Annotated in this window: 14 protein-coding genes and 4 tRNA genes; 15 read left to right on the top strand and 3 right to left on the bottom strand. The window is 38.3% G+C overall.

Annotated features, from left to right (window positions below):
• Nucleotides 1-107: 107 nt before the first annotated feature.
• From H4J76_RS03810 to H4J76_RS03800, 3 genes are all read left to right on the top strand, one after another.
• Complete coding sequence (locus tag H4J76_RS03810) at nt 108-1712, top strand: ABC-F family ATPase (protein WP_070374171.1); 1605 nt, start codon at nt 108-110, stop codon at nt 1710-1712.
• Between the two features lie 190 nt (nt 1713-1902).
• On the top strand, nt 1903-2361 hold the full coding sequence (locus tag H4J76_RS03805) for a DUF1456 family protein (protein WP_070374170.1): 459 nt from the start codon (nt 1903-1905) through the stop codon (nt 2359-2361).
• A gap of 4 nt (nt 2362-2365) precedes the next feature.
• Nucleotides 2366-3547 (top strand): DEAD/DEAH box helicase, encoded by a 1182-nt coding sequence (locus H4J76_RS03800; protein ID WP_182230131.1) that lies wholly within the window; start codon nt 2366-2368, stop codon nt 3545-3547.
• On the opposite strand, the gene H4J76_RS03795 is transcribed toward H4J76_RS03800, so the two are convergent.
• Nucleotides 3544-3927, bottom strand: a complete 384-nt coding sequence (locus H4J76_RS03795; protein ID WP_182230130.1) for a YkgJ family cysteine cluster protein — start codon at nt 3925-3927, stop codon at nt 3544-3546. The two genes, H4J76_RS03800 and H4J76_RS03795, sit on opposite strands and share 4 nt — an antisense overlap.
• 179 nt (nt 3928-4106) lie before the next feature.
• On the opposite strand from H4J76_RS03795, the gene H4J76_RS03790 reads away from it, so the two are divergent.
• On the top strand, nt 4107-4931 hold the full coding sequence (locus H4J76_RS03790) for an SDR family oxidoreductase (protein WP_182230129.1): 825 nt from the start codon (nt 4107-4109) through the stop codon (nt 4929-4931).
• Nucleotides 4932-4989: 58 nt separating this feature from the next.
• Entirely contained in the window at nt 4990-5520 is a 531-nt protein-coding gene (locus H4J76_RS03785; RefSeq protein ID WP_070374167.1) for a redoxin domain-containing protein, read from the top strand.
• 41 nt (nt 5521-5561) lie between these two features.
• Here the strand turns inward: H4J76_RS03785 and H4J76_RS03780 are convergent, their stop codons facing one another.
• The gene (locus tag H4J76_RS03780; protein WP_070374166.1) at nt 5562-6050 is read right to left on the bottom strand and encodes a glutathione peroxidase; all 489 of its coding nucleotides are present in this window, start codon (nt 6048-6050) and stop codon (nt 5562-5564) included.
• A gap of 32 nt (nt 6051-6082) precedes the next feature.
• A complete protein-coding gene (gene folD / locus H4J76_RS03775; protein ID WP_182214853.1) occupies nt 6083-6934 on the bottom strand; it encodes a bifunctional methylenetetrahydrofolate dehydrogenase/methenyltetrahydrofolate cyclohydrolase FolD in 852 nt (283 codons plus the stop codon).
• A gap of 353 nt (nt 6935-7287) precedes the next feature.
• On the opposite strand from folD, the gene H4J76_RS03770 reads away from it, so the two are divergent.
• The 10 genes from H4J76_RS03770 to H4J76_RS03725 all read left to right on the top strand — a co-directional run bounded on the left by H4J76_RS03770 (nt 7288) and on the right by H4J76_RS03725 (nt 16866).
• Nucleotides 7288-7364: transfer RNA gene (locus H4J76_RS03770), tRNA-Pro, on the top strand.
• A gap of 48 nt (nt 7365-7412) precedes the next feature.
• Nucleotides 7413-7489: transfer RNA gene (locus tag H4J76_RS03765), tRNA-Arg, on the top strand.
• Nucleotides 7490-7506: 17 nt separating this feature from the next.
• Nucleotides 7507-7582, top strand: a tRNA-His gene (locus tag H4J76_RS03760).
• Between the two features lie 57 nt (nt 7583-7639).
• Nucleotides 7640-7716 (top strand) — tRNA-Pro (locus H4J76_RS03755).
• 462 nt (nt 7717-8178) lie between these two features.
• Nucleotides 8179-9486, top strand: a complete 1308-nt coding sequence (tig, locus tag H4J76_RS03750) for a trigger factor (RefSeq protein WP_070374164.1) — start codon at nt 8179-8181, stop codon at nt 9484-9486.
• Between the two features lie 229 nt (nt 9487-9715).
• Nucleotides 9716-10324: an ATP-dependent Clp endopeptidase proteolytic subunit ClpP gene (clpP, locus tag H4J76_RS03745; RefSeq protein ID WP_182214969.1), complete on the top strand. Its 609-nt coding sequence runs from the start codon at nt 9716-9718 to the stop codon at nt 10322-10324.
• An 80-nt stretch (nt 10325-10404) separates the two neighbouring features.
• Entirely contained in the window at nt 10405-11682 is a 1278-nt protein-coding gene (gene clpX, locus H4J76_RS03740; RefSeq protein ID WP_070374163.1) for an ATP-dependent protease ATP-binding subunit ClpX, read from the top strand.
• A gap of 158 nt (nt 11683-11840) precedes the next feature.
• A complete protein-coding gene (gene lon / locus H4J76_RS03735) occupies nt 11841-14189 on the top strand; it encodes an endopeptidase La (RefSeq protein WP_070374162.1) in 2349 nt (782 codons plus the stop codon).
• A gap of 291 nt (nt 14190-14480) precedes the next feature.
• Entirely contained in the window at nt 14481-14756 is a 276-nt protein-coding gene (gene hupB / locus H4J76_RS03730) for a nucleoid-associated protein HU-beta (protein ID WP_070374161.1), read from the top strand.
• A 196-nt stretch (nt 14757-14952) separates the two neighbouring features.
• Nucleotides 14953-16866 (top strand): SurA N-terminal domain-containing protein, encoded by a 1914-nt coding sequence (locus H4J76_RS03725; RefSeq protein ID WP_182221628.1) that lies wholly within the window; start codon nt 14953-14955, stop codon nt 16864-16866.
• The last annotated feature ends 7 nt before the right edge of the window (nt 16867-16873 follow it).

Genomic DNA, 16873 nt, shown 5'->3' with positions numbered 1-16873 from the left:
TGTATAATGCGCCACTTTATTTTGATGGTCTTAAATATGTTTCTATTTTTGCTATCTTCACCGTTGCTGGTTAACAATTTTAGTTAGCACTATTTAGGAATTTATCTTTGATCACTACATCTAACATTACAATGCAATTTGGCGCAGAGCCTTTGTTTGAAAACATTTCGGCTAAATTTGGCAATGGTCACCGCTACGGTTTGATCGGCGCAAATGGTTGTGGCAAGTCTACATTCATGAAGATACTCAGTGGTGACTTAGTACCAAGTTCGGGCAATGTCTCGGTTAGTACTGGCAACAAAGTAAGTACGTTGGGTCAAGACCAGTTCGCTTTTGAACAACACAATGTTATTGACACTGTTATTATGGGTGATATGCCATTATGGAAAGTAAAGCAAGAAAGAGATGCTATATACGCACAAGCTGAAATGAGCGAAGCCGATGGTATGCGTGTTGGTGACTTAGAAAGTGAATTTGCTGAAATGGACGGTTACACCGCAGAAAGTCGCGCAGGTGAAATACTACTAGAAGCAGGTATCGAAGAATCTTTTCATTATGGTTCAATGCAACAAGTTGCTCCAGGTTGGAAACTTCGTGTTTTACTTGCACAAGCCTTATTTGCTAACCCTGATATTTTGTTACTCGATGAGCCAACCAACAACTTGGATATCCATACCATCAGTTGGTTAGAAGCTGAGTTAAACAAACGTAAATGTACCATGATCATTATTTCTCATGATAGACATTTTCTTAATTCAGTATGTACACATATGGCTGATATTGATTACGGTGAATTACGCGTTTACCCGGGTAATTACGAGTTCTTCTTAGCGCAGTCTGGTTTGTTACGCGAGCAGTTATTAGCCGGTAATGATAAAAAAGTTGCTGAGATTGCTGAGCTGCAAGACTTTGTTAACCGTTTTGGCGCTAACGCTTCTAAAGCGAAACAAGCAAGTTCTCGTGCTAAGAAAATGGATAAAATTAAACTTGATGATGTAAAGTCTTCAAGTCGTATCACCCCAAAAATAGCTTTTGCCCCTGGCAAGAAAATGCACAGACAAGCACTAGAGCTTGAAGGTTTAGCGCATGGTTTTGACGGCGTTACTTTGTTTTCTAAAGGTGATTTATTGTTAGAAGCGGGTGCTAAATTAGCTATCATCGGAGAAAACGGTGTTGGTAAAACAACGTTACTTCGCTGTTTAATGAGCGAGTTAGAGCAAACTGAAGGCGTTGTTAAATGGTCTGAAAATGCCTCTGTGGGTTATTGTCCACAAGATAGTGGTTCATTCTTTGACAATGACTTAACATTGATGGAATGGATGTCGCAATGGCGTAGACCTTGTCACAATGATTTAAGTGTTCGTGGCATGCTAGGACGTATGTTATTCACTGATGATGATGCTAACAAGAAAGCACGTAACTGTTCAGGTGGTGAGAAAAATCGCTTGTTATTCGGTCGTTTAATGATGGCTGATATCAACGTATTAATTATGGATGAGCCGACTAACCACATGGACATCGAAGCGATAGATGCATTGAACAATGCGCTAAAAGACTTTGAAGGTACGTTAATTTTTGTTAGCCATGACCGTGAGTTTGTTTCTAGCTTAGCAACCCGTATTATCGACATTAAAGATAAAAAGCTTGTTGATTTTCAAGGTTCGTTAGATGAATATCTTGATAGCCAAATACAGGCTCAAAAAAGAGCTTAGTTCTCTTTTAGCTTAGTTATTTGATTGTTGAAAACGCCTTTAATGGCGTTTTTAACGCTTTAACTAAGCACTATTTAATAGACAAAAAAATGAGTTAGCAAACATTTAAAACGAGTGCGCTATACTCTCTACCACTCTGAAGACAACTCTACTGCTGCCTTCACCTTAACAACGTTCTCTAGGCCTAAACATGATAAACAATGATATTCTTCGTCGCTTAAGTACTTTACTTGATTTTGATGACGAAAAAACCCGTGCCGTCTTTAAATTAAATGCTTGTGAAATATCAGCAGAGCAATTGGTTTGTTTTTATAAAGAAAAAGACGATGAGACTTATGTTGAACTACTTGATGTAGAATTTGCTAGTTTCCTCAATGGCTTGATTGTTGAAAGAAGAGGCGCAAAAGAAGGACCACAAGCGGTTCCTGAAGCTGTCTTAACTAATAACGCTATTTTTAATAAGTTGAAAATTGCTTTTTCTCTACAAGCTGATGAAGTGATTGATACGCTTGAATTAGCCGAGTTGAGCTTAACCAAATATGAATTAAGTGCATTCTTTCGAAGCATCAATAATAAACATTATAGAGATTGTAGTGATGAAGTTTTATCGACCTTTATTAAAGGTTTAAAAATTAAACTTCAAGGATAGTATTATGCCATTTTCGACACTGGGATTAAGTGAACCGCTTTTAAAAGCACTTGCTGACTTAAAATATGGCGAGCCAACGGCTATTCAGAAAAAAGCCATTCCGGTTATTTTATCGGGAAAAAACCTTGTTGCTGCAGCGCAAACAGGTACCGGTAAAACGGCCAGTTTTGTTTTACCAATACTTGAAAAACTTAATACCGAACGAAAATTACGTGGCAAACGTATTCGAGCGCTTATTCTTACCCCAACACGTGAACTTGCCGTTCAAGTAGAACAAAGTATCCGTGATTATGGTAAGTATTTAGACCTAAGCTCGATGGCAATGTACGGTGGTACTGACATTGAACCGCAAAGGCAGAAGCTTATTTGGGGGGTTGATATTGTTGTTGCGACTCCCGGGCGATTACTTGATATGGCTCATCAACGTGCTCTGCATTTTGATGAACTTGAAGTCCTTGTTTTAGATGAAGCTGACAGAATGCTTGATATGGGTTTTATTGAAGATATTAATAAAATCATTGAACGTTTGCCACTCGAACGTCAAAACTTATTATTTTCAGCCACTATTTCTGATGATGTTCGAACGTTATCAAAGCGTACCTTTAGTAATGCGACAGAAATCTCTATCGGCAATAATAGCGCCTCTAAACCTAAAATTGATCAATGGTTAATAACGGTTGATAAAGGTAATAAGTCGGCATTACTGAGCCATTTAATTATTGAACATCAATGGCAGCAAGCGCTGATCTTTATCGAAACAAAACACGGTGCAGCTAAACTTGTTAGCCAGCTAGAAAAACGTGGCATTAGTGCCGAGTCTATTCATGGTGGCAGAACACAAGCGATGCGAGAACAAGTTCTTAATGACTTTAAAACCGGTAAAATTAAGTTTCTTGTCGCTACAGGTATTGCTTCACGCGGTCTTGATATCGGCGAGCTCACTCGAGTGGTTAATTACGACTTACCTGATCAAGTCGATGACTATATTCACCGTATTGGCCGAACAGGTCGAGCGGGAGCCTCTGGAGAAGCGGTATCATTTGTAGCCAAGGACAATTTTAGAAACTTGTGTGCGATAGAAAGCCGTTTAGGGCATGTTATTAAACGCAAAGAATTTGAAGGATTTCCAGTCAAAAAAGTGGTGCCACTTTCTATTCTAAATTATGTACCAAAAAATAAACGTTAACTACGGCTCATTAATTTATTAAGTTTGTATTGCGCTTGTTGGGGATGGGTTAAATCGATGATTTCTATCATTTCACACTCATCCCTGATCATCTCACTGACATTACTCGGATAATCCCGGCAGTCTTCAGGGCGGTCTTGATAAATTGCACAAGTATATTTAACTTGCTCGCTAGCATCTTGGTTAGGCATTTTTTCTAGGAAAGGGCACTGTGTCAGTTGTTTACCGGTTTGAGGATTAAACCAAATCTTATCTTTTATTACATATTGATGAATATGAGGGCGAAAAATTTCCCACATCTCAATATCTTCAATCGAAGCTGCTATGCCTCCGTCGCCATATTTTATACAGCATTTTCCACATTGATTACAATCTTTCAATGGTTGCTTAACTCGTTTTAGTGTTTAAACAAAAGTGTATCATGTTAGCCTAACAATTATTGCGCTGGGCATTCGTGTTTATCTATACAATTAATTATCTCGCCTTGTACTGATTTGATATCCCCAGTATGCTCACCGACAATAAAGCAAATTTTCGAATTACAGGTAATAATAACAGCGTGAAAAAATCTATTTTAATAACAGGTTGTTCAAGCGGTATTGGTTTAGATGCGGCTCTGACGTTATCAACAAGAGGCTATCAAGTTTTTGCTACCGCAAGAAAACAAGCCGATGTTGTTATGCTACAAGAAAAAGGTTTAACCGCTTGCCAGCTTGATTTAACCCAAGTTGACAGTATCCATGCGGCACTTGCTTTTGTGCTCAATGAAACTGGGGGGACATTAGATTTTCTTTTTAATAATGGTGCCTATGGTCAACCGGGCGCATTAGAAGACTTACCAACTCAAGCGCTTATAAGCCAATTTGAAAGCAATGTTTTTGGCTGGCACGAGCTGACTAAACAAGTTATTCCGGTTATGCGCAAGCAAGGTCATGGCCGAATTATTCAATGTAGCTCAGTGTTAGGCTTTATTTCTATGGCTTTTCGTGGCGCTTATAATGCCTCAAAATATGCTGTTGAAGGTTTATCTGACACCTTAAGGTTAGAATTGAGATCAGCGAATATCGCAGTGATACTTTTACAGCCGGGTCCCATTAATACTCAATTTCGCGCCAATGCCTTAAGTGCTTTTACAGCCAACATTGACGCTAAAGACAGTGCCCATCATCTTGAGTATCAACAACAAATAGCAAGGCTGGCCAGTAAAACCTCGAATGCAAAATTTACCTTAGAAGCGGCAGATGTCACCAAAGCGTTGATCCATGCCTTAGAGAGTAAACGCCCGAAAATAAGATACAGAATTACCGTGCCTACTAAACTATTTGCCGTATTCAAACGTATACTACCGACAAGTTGGCTCGATAACCTTTTAGCTAAAGGTTAATGAGCTAAAATAAGGTAAACTAACAAAAAATATTATTCATTTTTAAAAGGTAACTCTGATGAAAAGAACATCAAAAGTAGTTTGTACATTTTTAGCATTATTAACGAGCTTTAGCTTGTTAGCCTCTGATTTAAAAGTGGGAGAGCAAGCACCAGATTTTAAATTGCAAGCCACCAATGGTGATTATTACCAACTTAGTGACTACCAAGGTAAGCAAGCGGTTGTTTTAGCTTGGTATCCAATGGCTAACACGCGTGGTTGTACCATTGAATGTAAGTCATTGGTTGAGAAAGGGCATTTGATCAGAGCGTATAATGCAAGTTACGTTATGGCCAGTGTTGACCCATTAGATGACAACAGAGATTTTGCTAAGAAAACCGGCGCAGACTTTCCGATGTTAAGCGATCCGACAAAAGCGACTGCAAAAGCCTACGATGTGTTGAATATGATGCAGGTTGCTAGTCGTGTGACATTTTATATTTCTAAAGAAGGTAAAATCTTGAAAATAGATGATGATATTTCGCCAAGAACAGCGGCAGAAGATATTGCCAGTAACCTTGAAATGTTAAAAGTAGCAAAAGCTCAATAAGATAGTAAGAGCAGCCAACACTTTTGGCTGCTCATTATAAGTTACTCAGCGAGTAACTTTTCTATATCCGCTTTAATGCTAGTCGGTTTAGTGGTTGGCGCATAGCGTTTAACTACTTGGCCTTTCTTGTTCACTAAAAACTTAGTGAAATTCCACTTGATGCTCTTAGAACCTAGTATTCCAGGTGCTTGTGCCTTTAAAAAGGTAAAAAGAGGGTGAGTGTTGTCGCCATTGACGTCAATTTTATCAAATAATGGGAATTTGATATTAAACGTTAGATCACAAAACTGCTGTATTTCCTCATTACTGCCTTTTTCTTGTTGCTTAAACTGATTACAAGGAAAAGCTAAAACCGCTAAACCTTGTGTTTGATACTGACTGTAAAGTGATTGTAAGCCTTCATATTGAGGCGTAAATCCGCAGGCACTTGCCGTATTTACAATAAGCATTACCTTACCTTGGTAGTCTTTCAACTCAACGGTTTCTTTTTTATTGTTCAGCGCATTAAACTGATAAATAGCGTCAGACATTGATTATTCCTTTATATTAAGCGGCTTAAAATTTAGTGAAATTCTTCACAAGCTATCAAAGTGTTCTCGATTAAACTTGCTACTGTCATTGGGCCTACGCCGCCAGGTACGGGCGTAATATAAGCGGCTTTCGTTTGAGCTATATCAAAACCTACATCACCAACAAGTTTGCCATTGGCCAAACGGTTAATCCCCACATCAATAACAATAGCGCCAGCCTTAATCCATTCTCCAGGAATGAACTCAGGTTTTCCTACGGCCACAACAAGTAAATCAGCGTTACGTATTTTATCTTCAAGATTTTTAGTGAATCTATGCGTGGTGGTTACTGTGCAACCGGCCAGTAATAGTTCTAATGTCATAGGACGACCAACAATATTTGAAGCACCGACTATAACCGCCTCTAAACCATGTGGGTCTATACCGGTAGTCTCTATCAGCTTGATAATGCCCTTAGGTGTACAGGGGCGCAATCCTGGTTGACGAAGTGCTAGTTTGCCGACGTTGAATGGGTGGAAGCCATCAACATCTTTTAAAGGGTTAATATGCTCGATAATTAAATTAGCATCTAAACCTTTTGGTAAAGGGAGCTGAACAAGAATACCATCAATATTTTCGTCATTATTTAATTCATCAATTAAAGTAAATAATTCAGCTTGAGTGGTTGTCGGGGGCAGATCATATGAGCGAGAAAGAAAACCAACTTCTTCACATGCTTTACGCTTACTACCAACATAAACTTGTGAAGCAGGATCTGAGCCGACTAATATCACGGCTAGCCCAGGAGGTCGTAAGCCATTTTTAACGCGTACTGCTACTTTTTCTTTTACTGAGAGCCTAAGCTGCTGAGCAATATATTTACCGTCTATAAGAGTTGCTGTCATGATAGTTTCTATTAACTTAGTTAAATGATGAAAAACGACACTATTTTCGCATAAAAACCTGGACTGTTATAGCTACTGTTCTTATAAATGGTCTTTTATTCGGTAATATATCGTCAAATGAAGATTTAAAAATAAAATATACGCTTATCAAGTATGCCAAAAACTGAATTTATTGATAATTGAAGAGTTGCTATATTTATAGGCAATAAGTGCTGATTATCAAGCGGCTTGTTTTAAAAGTGAGCAAACGGTTATTTTTTTATAAAAAAGGTTTGACGGGACTCAGGCAACTAGGTAATATCCGCATCCGTTGAAAGGGGCATATTTTTAGTTCTTTTAAACGCAGTACATATCGGTGATTAGCGCAGCTTGGTAGCGCACTTGGTTTGGGTCCAAGGGGTCGCAAGTTCGAATCTTGCATCACCGACCACTTTTTTAATTATTTTTAATAACTAAAAATTTGGCCTGTAGGTAATGTGCGCCCTTAGCTCAGCTGGATAGAGCAACGCCCTTCTAAGGCGTGGGTCGCAGGTTCGAATCCTGCAGGGCGTACCAAACAGTATTTTACAATGGTGGCTATAGCTCAGTTGGTAGAGCCCCGGATTGTGATTCCGGTTGTCGAGGGTTCAAGTCCCTTTAGCCACCCCATTTTTTCTCAAGAAATGGTGATGAAATATTGTAGTAAGTAGGTTAAGTAGAAAATGTCGGTGATTAGCGCAGCTTGGTAGCGCACTTGGTTTGGGTCCAAGGGGTCGCAAGTTCGAATCTTGCATCACCGACCACTTCTTATTTTATATGCCTTTTATCTTTGTCAACTCTCCGTATACACTTCTATTTACAAATCATAAATTTAATCTAGAACAACTCTTTAACTACCAGTTACACCAATTTTAATGCACTTTAAATTTAATTTATTACATTTAAATGAAGTCAGCACACACTGTTTTTACTCGTTTTATCACCCATTTAAAAAATAAGTCAAAAATAACGTCATTAAAGGGTCGACTCTTATATCAAGCATCGCTATAATTTCGCGTCATTATTTTAAAATCTAGGTCTATATCATGCCTTTTAAACCTCGCTGAGCGAGGAACTATTTATTAGTGTTGGTATTTACTCTGATTTTTCGGGCTTCTGTAGCGTTGGTTATAGGGCTACAAACGTCACACTCTTTGGCTAATTAAGCTGTGAAGTAGTTGTGTTATTGAAAGCGTTACTAAAACGCTAAGTTTTGAGGTATTAAAATGCAAGTTTCAGTAGAGACTACACAAGGTTTGGAACGTAAGTTAACTATTTCTGTTCCTGCAGAATCAGTAGATGTAGAAGTTAAAAACCGTCTTCGTCACATATCAAAAACCCAGCGAATTAATGGTTTCCGTCCAGGTAAAGTTCCTGCGACTGTTATCCAAAAGCGTTACGGTCAATCAGTTCGTCAAGAAGTTGCTGGCGAATTAATGCAACGTAACTTTGTTGATGCAATTGTTGCAGAAAAAATGAATCCAGCTGGTCGTCCAAGTTTTATTGCTAAAAGCAATGAAGACGGCAAAGCGCTAGAATTCGAAGCTACTTTTGAAGTTTATCCTGATGTTGCTTTAACGGGCTTAGATTCAATTAACGTTGAACGTCCTGACGTTGAAGTTACAGATGCTGATTTAGATGAAATGTTTATTACATTACAGAATCAACATAAAACGTGGAAAGAAAACAAGCGTAAAACTAAAGCTGGTGACAAACTTGTTTTAGATTTTACTGGCCGTGTTGACGGTGAAGTTTTTGAAGGCGGCGAAGCTAAAGATTTCGAACTTGAATTAGGCGCTGGTCGCATGATCCCAGGTTTTGAAAAAGAAATTACTGGCATGAAAGCTGGCGATGAAAAAACAATTAAAGTGACTTTCCCTGATGATTACCATGCTGAAAACCTAAAAGGCAAAGAAGCAGAGTTTGATATCGTTCTTCATAAAACTGAAGGTCCAGTATTACCAACAATCGATGAAGATTTTGCTAAATTGTTTGGTGTTCAAGAAGGTGGCGTAGAAGCATTACGCACTGAAGTAAGCACTAACATGACTCGTGAGTTAACCCAAGCGGTTAAAGCTAAAGTTAAAGAGCAAGTAATCGAAGGCTTATTAGCTGCTAACGATGTTGAAATTCCTAAAGCGTTAATCGCTCAAGAAATTGACGTTTTACGTAAGCAAGCAATGCAACGTTTTGCGGGTCAAATGGATCCTAATAACATGCCAGAGCTTCCAGCTGATATGTTTGAAGAGCAAGCTAAGCGCCGTGTTAAAGTTGGTTTGTTACTAGGTGAAGTGATCAAAGTTAATGAATTAAAAGTTGACGAAAACAAAGTTAACGAATTAATTGCATCAGCCGCATCAGCTTACGAAGATCCAAAAGAAGTTATCGAGTACTACGCAACAAACAAAGAGCTTAATCAACAAATGCAGAATGTTGCATTAGAAGAGCAAGCTGTTGAATTGTTACTTGAAAGCGCAAAAGTTAATAAAAAGAAAGCAAGCTTTAAAGATATAATGAATCCAGAAGGTAAATAAGACTGAGTCTCTTAGGATTCTTGCCACTGAGCAAAGAAACTTAATCGGCTAAGTTGCTGCCATTTGCTTAAATTTGTAGCACTTTAGTGAAACAAATGTGAATTGGTAGACCTTTTAGATTGACATTATGTCAAGCAATCGCTTAAATGGCTGGTATGGGGACATACGAGCCATTTTTTATATAGAAAGGAAATTTTAGTTGTTTACTTCTCAAAATAATTCTCAGAAAATCACCAGCACTATCGATAGTGCTTTAGTGCCAATGGTTATTGAGCAAACACCTAAGGGTGAGCGCTCGTTCGATATTTATTCAAGACTTTTAAAAGAGCGTGTTATTTTCTTGTGTGGTCAAGTTGAAGATCACATGGCTAATTTGATTGTTGCTCAGTTATTATTCCTTGAGTCTGAAAGTCCTGATAAAGATATATACTTATATATTAATTCACCTGGCGGTTCGGTAACTGCAGGTATGGCTATTTACGATACGATGAAGTTTATTAAGCCAAACATTAGTACAGTATGTATCGGTCAGGCGGCTAGCATGGGCGCATTCTTATTGTCAGGCGGTGAAAAAGGTAAACGTTACTGTCTACCCAATGCCCGTGTGATGATTCATCAGCCACTTGGTGGTTTCCAAGGTCAAGCATCTGACTTTGAAATTCATGCGAAAGAAATTCTTTATATTAAAACTAAATTGAACAGTTTAATGGCCGAGCATACAGGTCAGTCATTAGAGAAAGTTTCTCATGACACCGACCGTGACAACTTCCTAAGTGCAGAAAGTGCGGTTGAATATGGATTAGTTGACTCCATATTAACAGAACGATTAGATAAATAATTTCACAACTTTGTGATCTAGATAATTTATGAAATACTTAACAGTATCTGTATTAGAAATTAAACAAATTGAGGTTCCGTATGACCGATATTAAAAATGGTGACGGTGATAACGGCAAGCTTTTGTATTGTTCGTTTTGTGGCAAGAGCCAACATGAAGTTCGTAAACTTATTGCTGGTCCGTCAGTATTTGTTTGTGATGAGTGTGTTGAACTGTGCAACGATATTATTCGTGAAGAAATAAAAGAAATTTCCCCGAAAGAAGAAAAAGAAAGCTTACCTACACCGATAGAGATCCGTGAAAGTTTAGACGACTACGTTATTGGTCAAGATCACGCGAAAAAAGTATTAGCCGTAGCGGTTTATAATCACTACAAACGTTTACGCAATGGTGACTCTCACAATGGTATAGAGTTAAGTAAAAGTAATATTTTACTTATTGGCCCAACGGGTAGTGGTAAAACATTACTGGCTGAAACCTTAGCGCGTTTACTTGATGTGCCGTTTACTATGGCCGACGCAACGACATTAACTGAAGCAGGTTATGTTGGTGAAGATGTTGAAAACATCATTCAAAAGCTTTTACAAAAATGTGATTACGATGTTGAAAAAGCCCAGCGTGGTATTGTTTACATCGATGAAATTGATAAGATTTCACGTAAATCAGATAATCCATCAATCACGCGTGATGTATCAGGTGAAGGTGTTCAGCAAGCATTGTTAAAGCTTATTGAAGGCACTATCGCTTCAGTTCCACCACAAGGTGGGCGTAAACATCCTCAACAAGAGTTTTTGCAGGTTGATACCTCGAAAATCTTATTTATCTGTGGTGGTGCATTTGCCGGTTTAGATAAAGTTGTTGAGCAACGTTCACATACTGGTGCAGGTATAGGTTTTGGCGCAGAAGTTCGTGGCAAAGATAGCAAGAAAACGCTAACTCAACACTTACAAGATGTTGAGCCAGAAGATCTGATTAAGTATGGTTTAATTCCTGAGTTTATTGGTCGCTTGCCTGTTGTAGCAACATTGACAGAACTTGATGAAGACGCATTAATCCAAATATTGCAAGAGCCTAAAAATGCGCTAACTAAGCAGTTTGGTGCATTGTTCGACATGGAAAACGTTGAATTAGAGTTCAGAGAAGATGCATTAATTGCTATTGCACACAAAGCAATGGTGCGTAAAACGGGCGCGCGTGGTTTACGCTCAATCGTTGAAAGCGTCTTACTTGATACCATGTATGAATTGCCATCAATGAATGATGCGATAAAAGTTGTGGTCGATGAAACAGTAATAAAAGGTGAGTCAAAACCGATTATTATTTATGATACACCACAGGAAAAAGTAGCGAGCGAATAGCCGTTCATTGCTAAAATTTTAGGTGTTTCGATAAAAAGAGTTAGATGACATTGATCATTTAGCTCTTTTTTTTTGTCTATCCGTTGAAAGCTTTACTAAAATCCCCATATACTTTTTAACTACAATTTTTTCCCTACTGATTTTCGAGAGAGTAACCTATGACCGAAGAGTTATCTGGTATCAATGAAATTCCTGTTCTAGCCTTGCGCGACGTTGTTGTTTATCCCCAAATGGTGATCCCATTATTTGTAGGTCGCGAAAAATCTATTCGCTGTTTAGATATCGCGATGGAAAACGACAAGCAGGTTTTTCTTGTTGCACAAAAAGATGCCGCAGTTGACGACCCTACAGCCGATGATGTTTATCGTGCGGGTACGATTGCCACTATTTTACAAATGTTGAAATTACCTGACGGCACGGTGAAAGTGTTAGTTGAAGGAGCGCGTAGAGCGCGTATAACTCAATTTGTTGAAACACAAGAATACTTCACTGCCGATATTGAGTTTCTTGACGTAGAAACCGTTAACGAAGACGATTGTGAAGTCTTGGTTCGTTCGGCTATTTCTCAGTTTGAAGGTTATGTCAAACTCAATAAAAAAATACCACCTGAAGTGTTAACTTCAGTTTCAGGTATTGATGATGCAGAACAATTAGCGGATACGATGGCTGCACATATGCCATTAAAGTTAGCTGAAAAACAAAAAGTACTAGAAATAGAGAATGTTGCTCAACGTCTAGAATATTTAATGGCACTGATGGAAGGCGAAATTGACTTATTGCAAGTTGAAAAGAAAATTCGTACCCGTGTTAAAAAACAAATGGAAAAAAGTCAGCGCGAATATTATTTGAATGAACAAATGAAAGCCATTCAAAAAGAATTAGGCGATGACGAAGAAGGTTCAAACGAAGTTGAGCAGCTTGAAAAGCAAATTGAAGATGCGCAAATGCCCGAAGAAGCTAAAGAAAAGACTTTAGCCGAAGTACGTAAATTAAAAATGATGTCACCGATGTCGGCAGAAGCAACCGTGGTTCGCTCATACATCGACTGGATGATCAGTGTACCTTGGAAGAAGCGTAGTAAGTTAAAGCGTAACTTAAAACTTGCTCAAGATATTTTAGATAAAGATCATTACGGTTTAGATAAAGTTAAAGAACGTATTTTAGAGTATTTAGCGGTGCAGCAACGTGTTAGCCAGCTAAAAGGACCTATTCTTTGTTTAGTTGGCCCTCCAGGGGTTGGTAAAACGTCTTTAGGACAATCTATTGCTAAGTCAACCGGACGTAAATACGTGCGTATGGCACTAGGTGGTGTGCGTGATGAAGCTGAAATTCGAGGCCATCGCCGCACATATATTGGTTCTTTGCCAGGTAAGTTGATTCAAAAAATTGCTAAAGTTGGGGTTAAGAATCCACTATTTTTATTAGATGAAATAGATAAAATGGCGTCTGATATGCGTGGCGATCCTGCATCTGCTTTACTGGAAGTGCTTGATCCTGAGCAAAACACGACGTTTAACGACCATTACTTGGAAGTTGATTACGATTTATCCGATGTGATGTTTGTTGCTACTTCTAATAGTATGGATATCCCCGGACCTTTATTGGATCGCATGGAAGTTATTCGTTTGTCGGGTTATACCGAAGATGAGAAGCTTAATATTGCCAAGAATCACTTACTCGATAAGCAAGTTGGTCGTAATGGTCTAAAAGAGAAAGAAATTTCAATTGAAGACAGCGCTATTATGGGCATCATTCGCTACTACACAAGAGAAGCTGGGGTACGTGGCTTAGAGCGAGAGATATCAAAACTTTGTCGTAAAGCGGTAAAAGCGATTTTATTAGATAAAACCATTAAAAAAGTCACTATTAATCAAGATAACTTATCTGAATTTTTGGGTGTACAACGTTTTGATTATGGTAAAGCGGATAGTGAAAATAGAATAGGTCAAGTGACTGGTTTAGCATGGACATCTGTAGGTGGTGAGTTATTAACTATAGAAACAGCTTCGGTTCCAGGTAAAGGTAAACTGACTTACACCGGTTCATTAGGTGACGTGATGCAGGAATCGATACAAGCAGCGATGACCGTTGTACGAAGTCGAGCCGATAAATTTCGTATTAATGCTGATTTTCATGAAAAACGTGATATCCATGTTCATGTCCCAGAAGGTGCTACACCAAAAGATGGGCCAAGCGCAGGTGTTGGTATGTGTACGGCATTAGTTTCTAGCCTAACCGGTAATCCGGTCAGAGCAGATGTTGCTATGACAGGTGAAATTACTTTACGAGGTGAAGTACTTCCTATTGGCGGCTTAAAAGAAAAACTCTTGGCTGCGCATCGTGGTGGTATTAAAACAGTCATTATTCCAAAAGATAATGAGCGTGATTTGGAAGAAATTCCTGACAATGTTAAAGGTGATTTGGTTATTCATCCGGTAAAATGGATAGAAGAGGTATTAGATATTGCCTTAGAGCATCCAGTAGAAAAATTCAAATTAGGCAACTAATTTATAAAAATTGCTGTTTTTTTAGTAAATAAAAGAAAAAATTGCAAAAAATTAACAAAAAACAGTGATTTTTGCTTTTCAAACACTGAAACTGTGTTAAGTTAATGTCGCTGATAACGCTAGACCCCTATCCATACATAGGATTAGGGTTTGGTTAAGATAAAAATAAATAATAAATTTTATTTTCTTAAACACAGTGCTTGATGTTCAAAAGAAGCTCAATATAAAAGTTTCCGCAGGACGCTAAAACAAATGATGGCACTGAATAATAACAATTGAAGGGGAATACTTGTGAACAAATCTCAACTAATCGAAAAAATCGCTGCTGGTGCAGACATCTCTAAAGCTGCTGCTGGTCGTGCGTTAGATTCATTTATTGAAGCTGTTACAGACGAATTGAAAAATGGTGAGCAAGTTGCTCTAGTTGGTTTTGGTACTTTCTCAGTACGTGACCGTGCTGCGCGCACTGGCCGCAACCCACAGACGGGTGCAACTATTCAAATCGCTGCAGCTAAAATCCCAGCATTTAAAGCTGGTAAAGCATTAAAAGATTCAGTTAATCCATAATTATCTGCTTCAATTTTTGTAGATAAATCAGAAAAGCCTTTTTAAACGAAGGCTTTTTTTATTTTACATATCCCATAAATAGCTTCATTTATATCACTATAAAATAATTAAATCTTCGTCTGCTACTTCAAGGTCAGTGATGCTTCTGATAGAATCCTGAACAAAGATATATCTGTCGTAATAAATAGAGAAAAAGATGTTAGAAAATATTCGAGAAGGTTCACAGGGCTGGATTGCAAAATCAATCCTAGGTTTAGTTATTTTAACTTTTGCTTTAGCGGGAATTGGTACTTATACCAACTCAGTAGACACATCTGTCGCTGACGTTAACGGTGAAAAAATATCACAAGATGCTTTTAATAAAGCTTATCAAGCGCAACGTAATCGTATGGCACAACAATTTGGTGATATGTTCGAAACATTATCAGCAGATGAAAATTATATGGCTAACTTTCGTAACGGTATTTTAGATAACCTAATCAATGAAAAGCTGATTGATCAAAGTACAGTTGATATGTCTATTCGCGCTTCTGATGAACGTATTAAGCAAACTATTCGCACGATGACTGAATTTCAGGTCGATGGTGTTTTTGATAATAATCGTTATTTAGCGATGATTAACCAAGCCGGTTTTTATCAATCTTCAGATTTTCGTGATTACTTACGTGTTCAAATGACTCGTCGTCAATTAACACAAGCACTTGTTGCCAGCGAGTTCAACTTGCCATACCAAGAAAAACGGGTAAGCGCTTTACAAAACCAAAAGCGTAACGTCCGCTATGCGACCATTAATGCTGAACAGTTTAAAGCCGGTATTGAGTTAACTGACGATGAAATCAATCAGTACTACTTAGCTAATCAAGGCCGTTTTGAAAACGAAGAAAAAGTAAAACTTAACTACATCGCACTTGATGTTAACGACATTGCAAAAACAATTGAAGTTAGTGACGCTGATGTTAAAGCTTACTACCAAGAGAATATTGCCAGCTATCGTCAAGACGAACAGCGTCGTGTTGCTCATATTTTAATTGAGTTTGGTGATGATGAAGTTGTGGCAAAAGTAACGGCAGAAGCTTTATTAGCCCGTGTTAATGCCGGTGAAGATTTTGCTACTTTAGCCAAAGAAAGTTCAGACGATACTTTTAGCGGTGAAAATGGTGGTGATTTAGAATGGATTGAACGTGGTGCCATGGGCGATGCGTTTGACGAAGGCGCCTTCGCGTTAACCGAGATTAATAGCGTAAGTGATGTTGTCGAAAGTGACTTTGGTTTTCATATCATTAAATTAACCGACCTAAAAGCTGAACAAGTTCAGGCTTTTGCTGATGTAGAAGTAGAACTGCAAGCAAAAGTGAGTCAATCAAAAGCACAAGATAAGTTTTTTGATTTACAACAGGAAATGGCACGATTAAGTTTTGAAGCCCCTGATAGTTTAGACGAAGCTGCTGAAGCCGTTAACTCAAAAATAATGACGACAGATTGGTTAAGTAAATTTGGCAACGTAGCGCCATTTGATAGCCCTAAAGCAATCGAAGCTGCTTTCTCTGATTTAGTCCTTCAAGAGAACTTAAACTCAGACATTATTGAAGTTAGCGATACTTTAGCGATTGTTATTCGTTTAGAAGAGTACCAACCAGCAGAAGTTAAGCCACTTACTGAAGTTACTGTACAAATTCGTGATACTTTGATTAGCGAGAAAGCAACAGAGCTAGCACAAACAACAGCTGACTCTTTACTTGTTTCATTTAAAGCAGGTAATGATATTAGCGAGCAGTTAACAGCGATTAACGCCGTGTTTATTGAAAAAGCTGATGTTACACGCTCAGGTAGTGATATTGCGCCTAGCTTAAGTCGTGAGGCTTTTAAATTACCTCATCCAAGTGAAGGTCAGATTTCAGCAACGACGGTAACATTAAATAACGGTGATTTAGCCTTATTAGAAGTTCAAGCTGTTATAGCGAGTAATGTTGAAAAAGCACTTGACCCAAGAATGGCACAACAACAAACGCAACAACTTGCACAATCTGCTTACCAAAGCTTTGTTGAAGCATTAAAAGTTAATGCAGAGATCACACGTAAAGCAATAGCGGCGCCAGTATCTCAGTTTTAAGTAGCTA

Source organism: Colwellia sp. BRX9-1, from assembly GCF_014077195.1.
Lineage (GTDB): Bacteria > Pseudomonadota > Gammaproteobacteria > Enterobacterales > Alteromonadaceae > Colwellia_A.
This window is presented reverse-complemented; position numbering and strand designations above follow the sequence as displayed.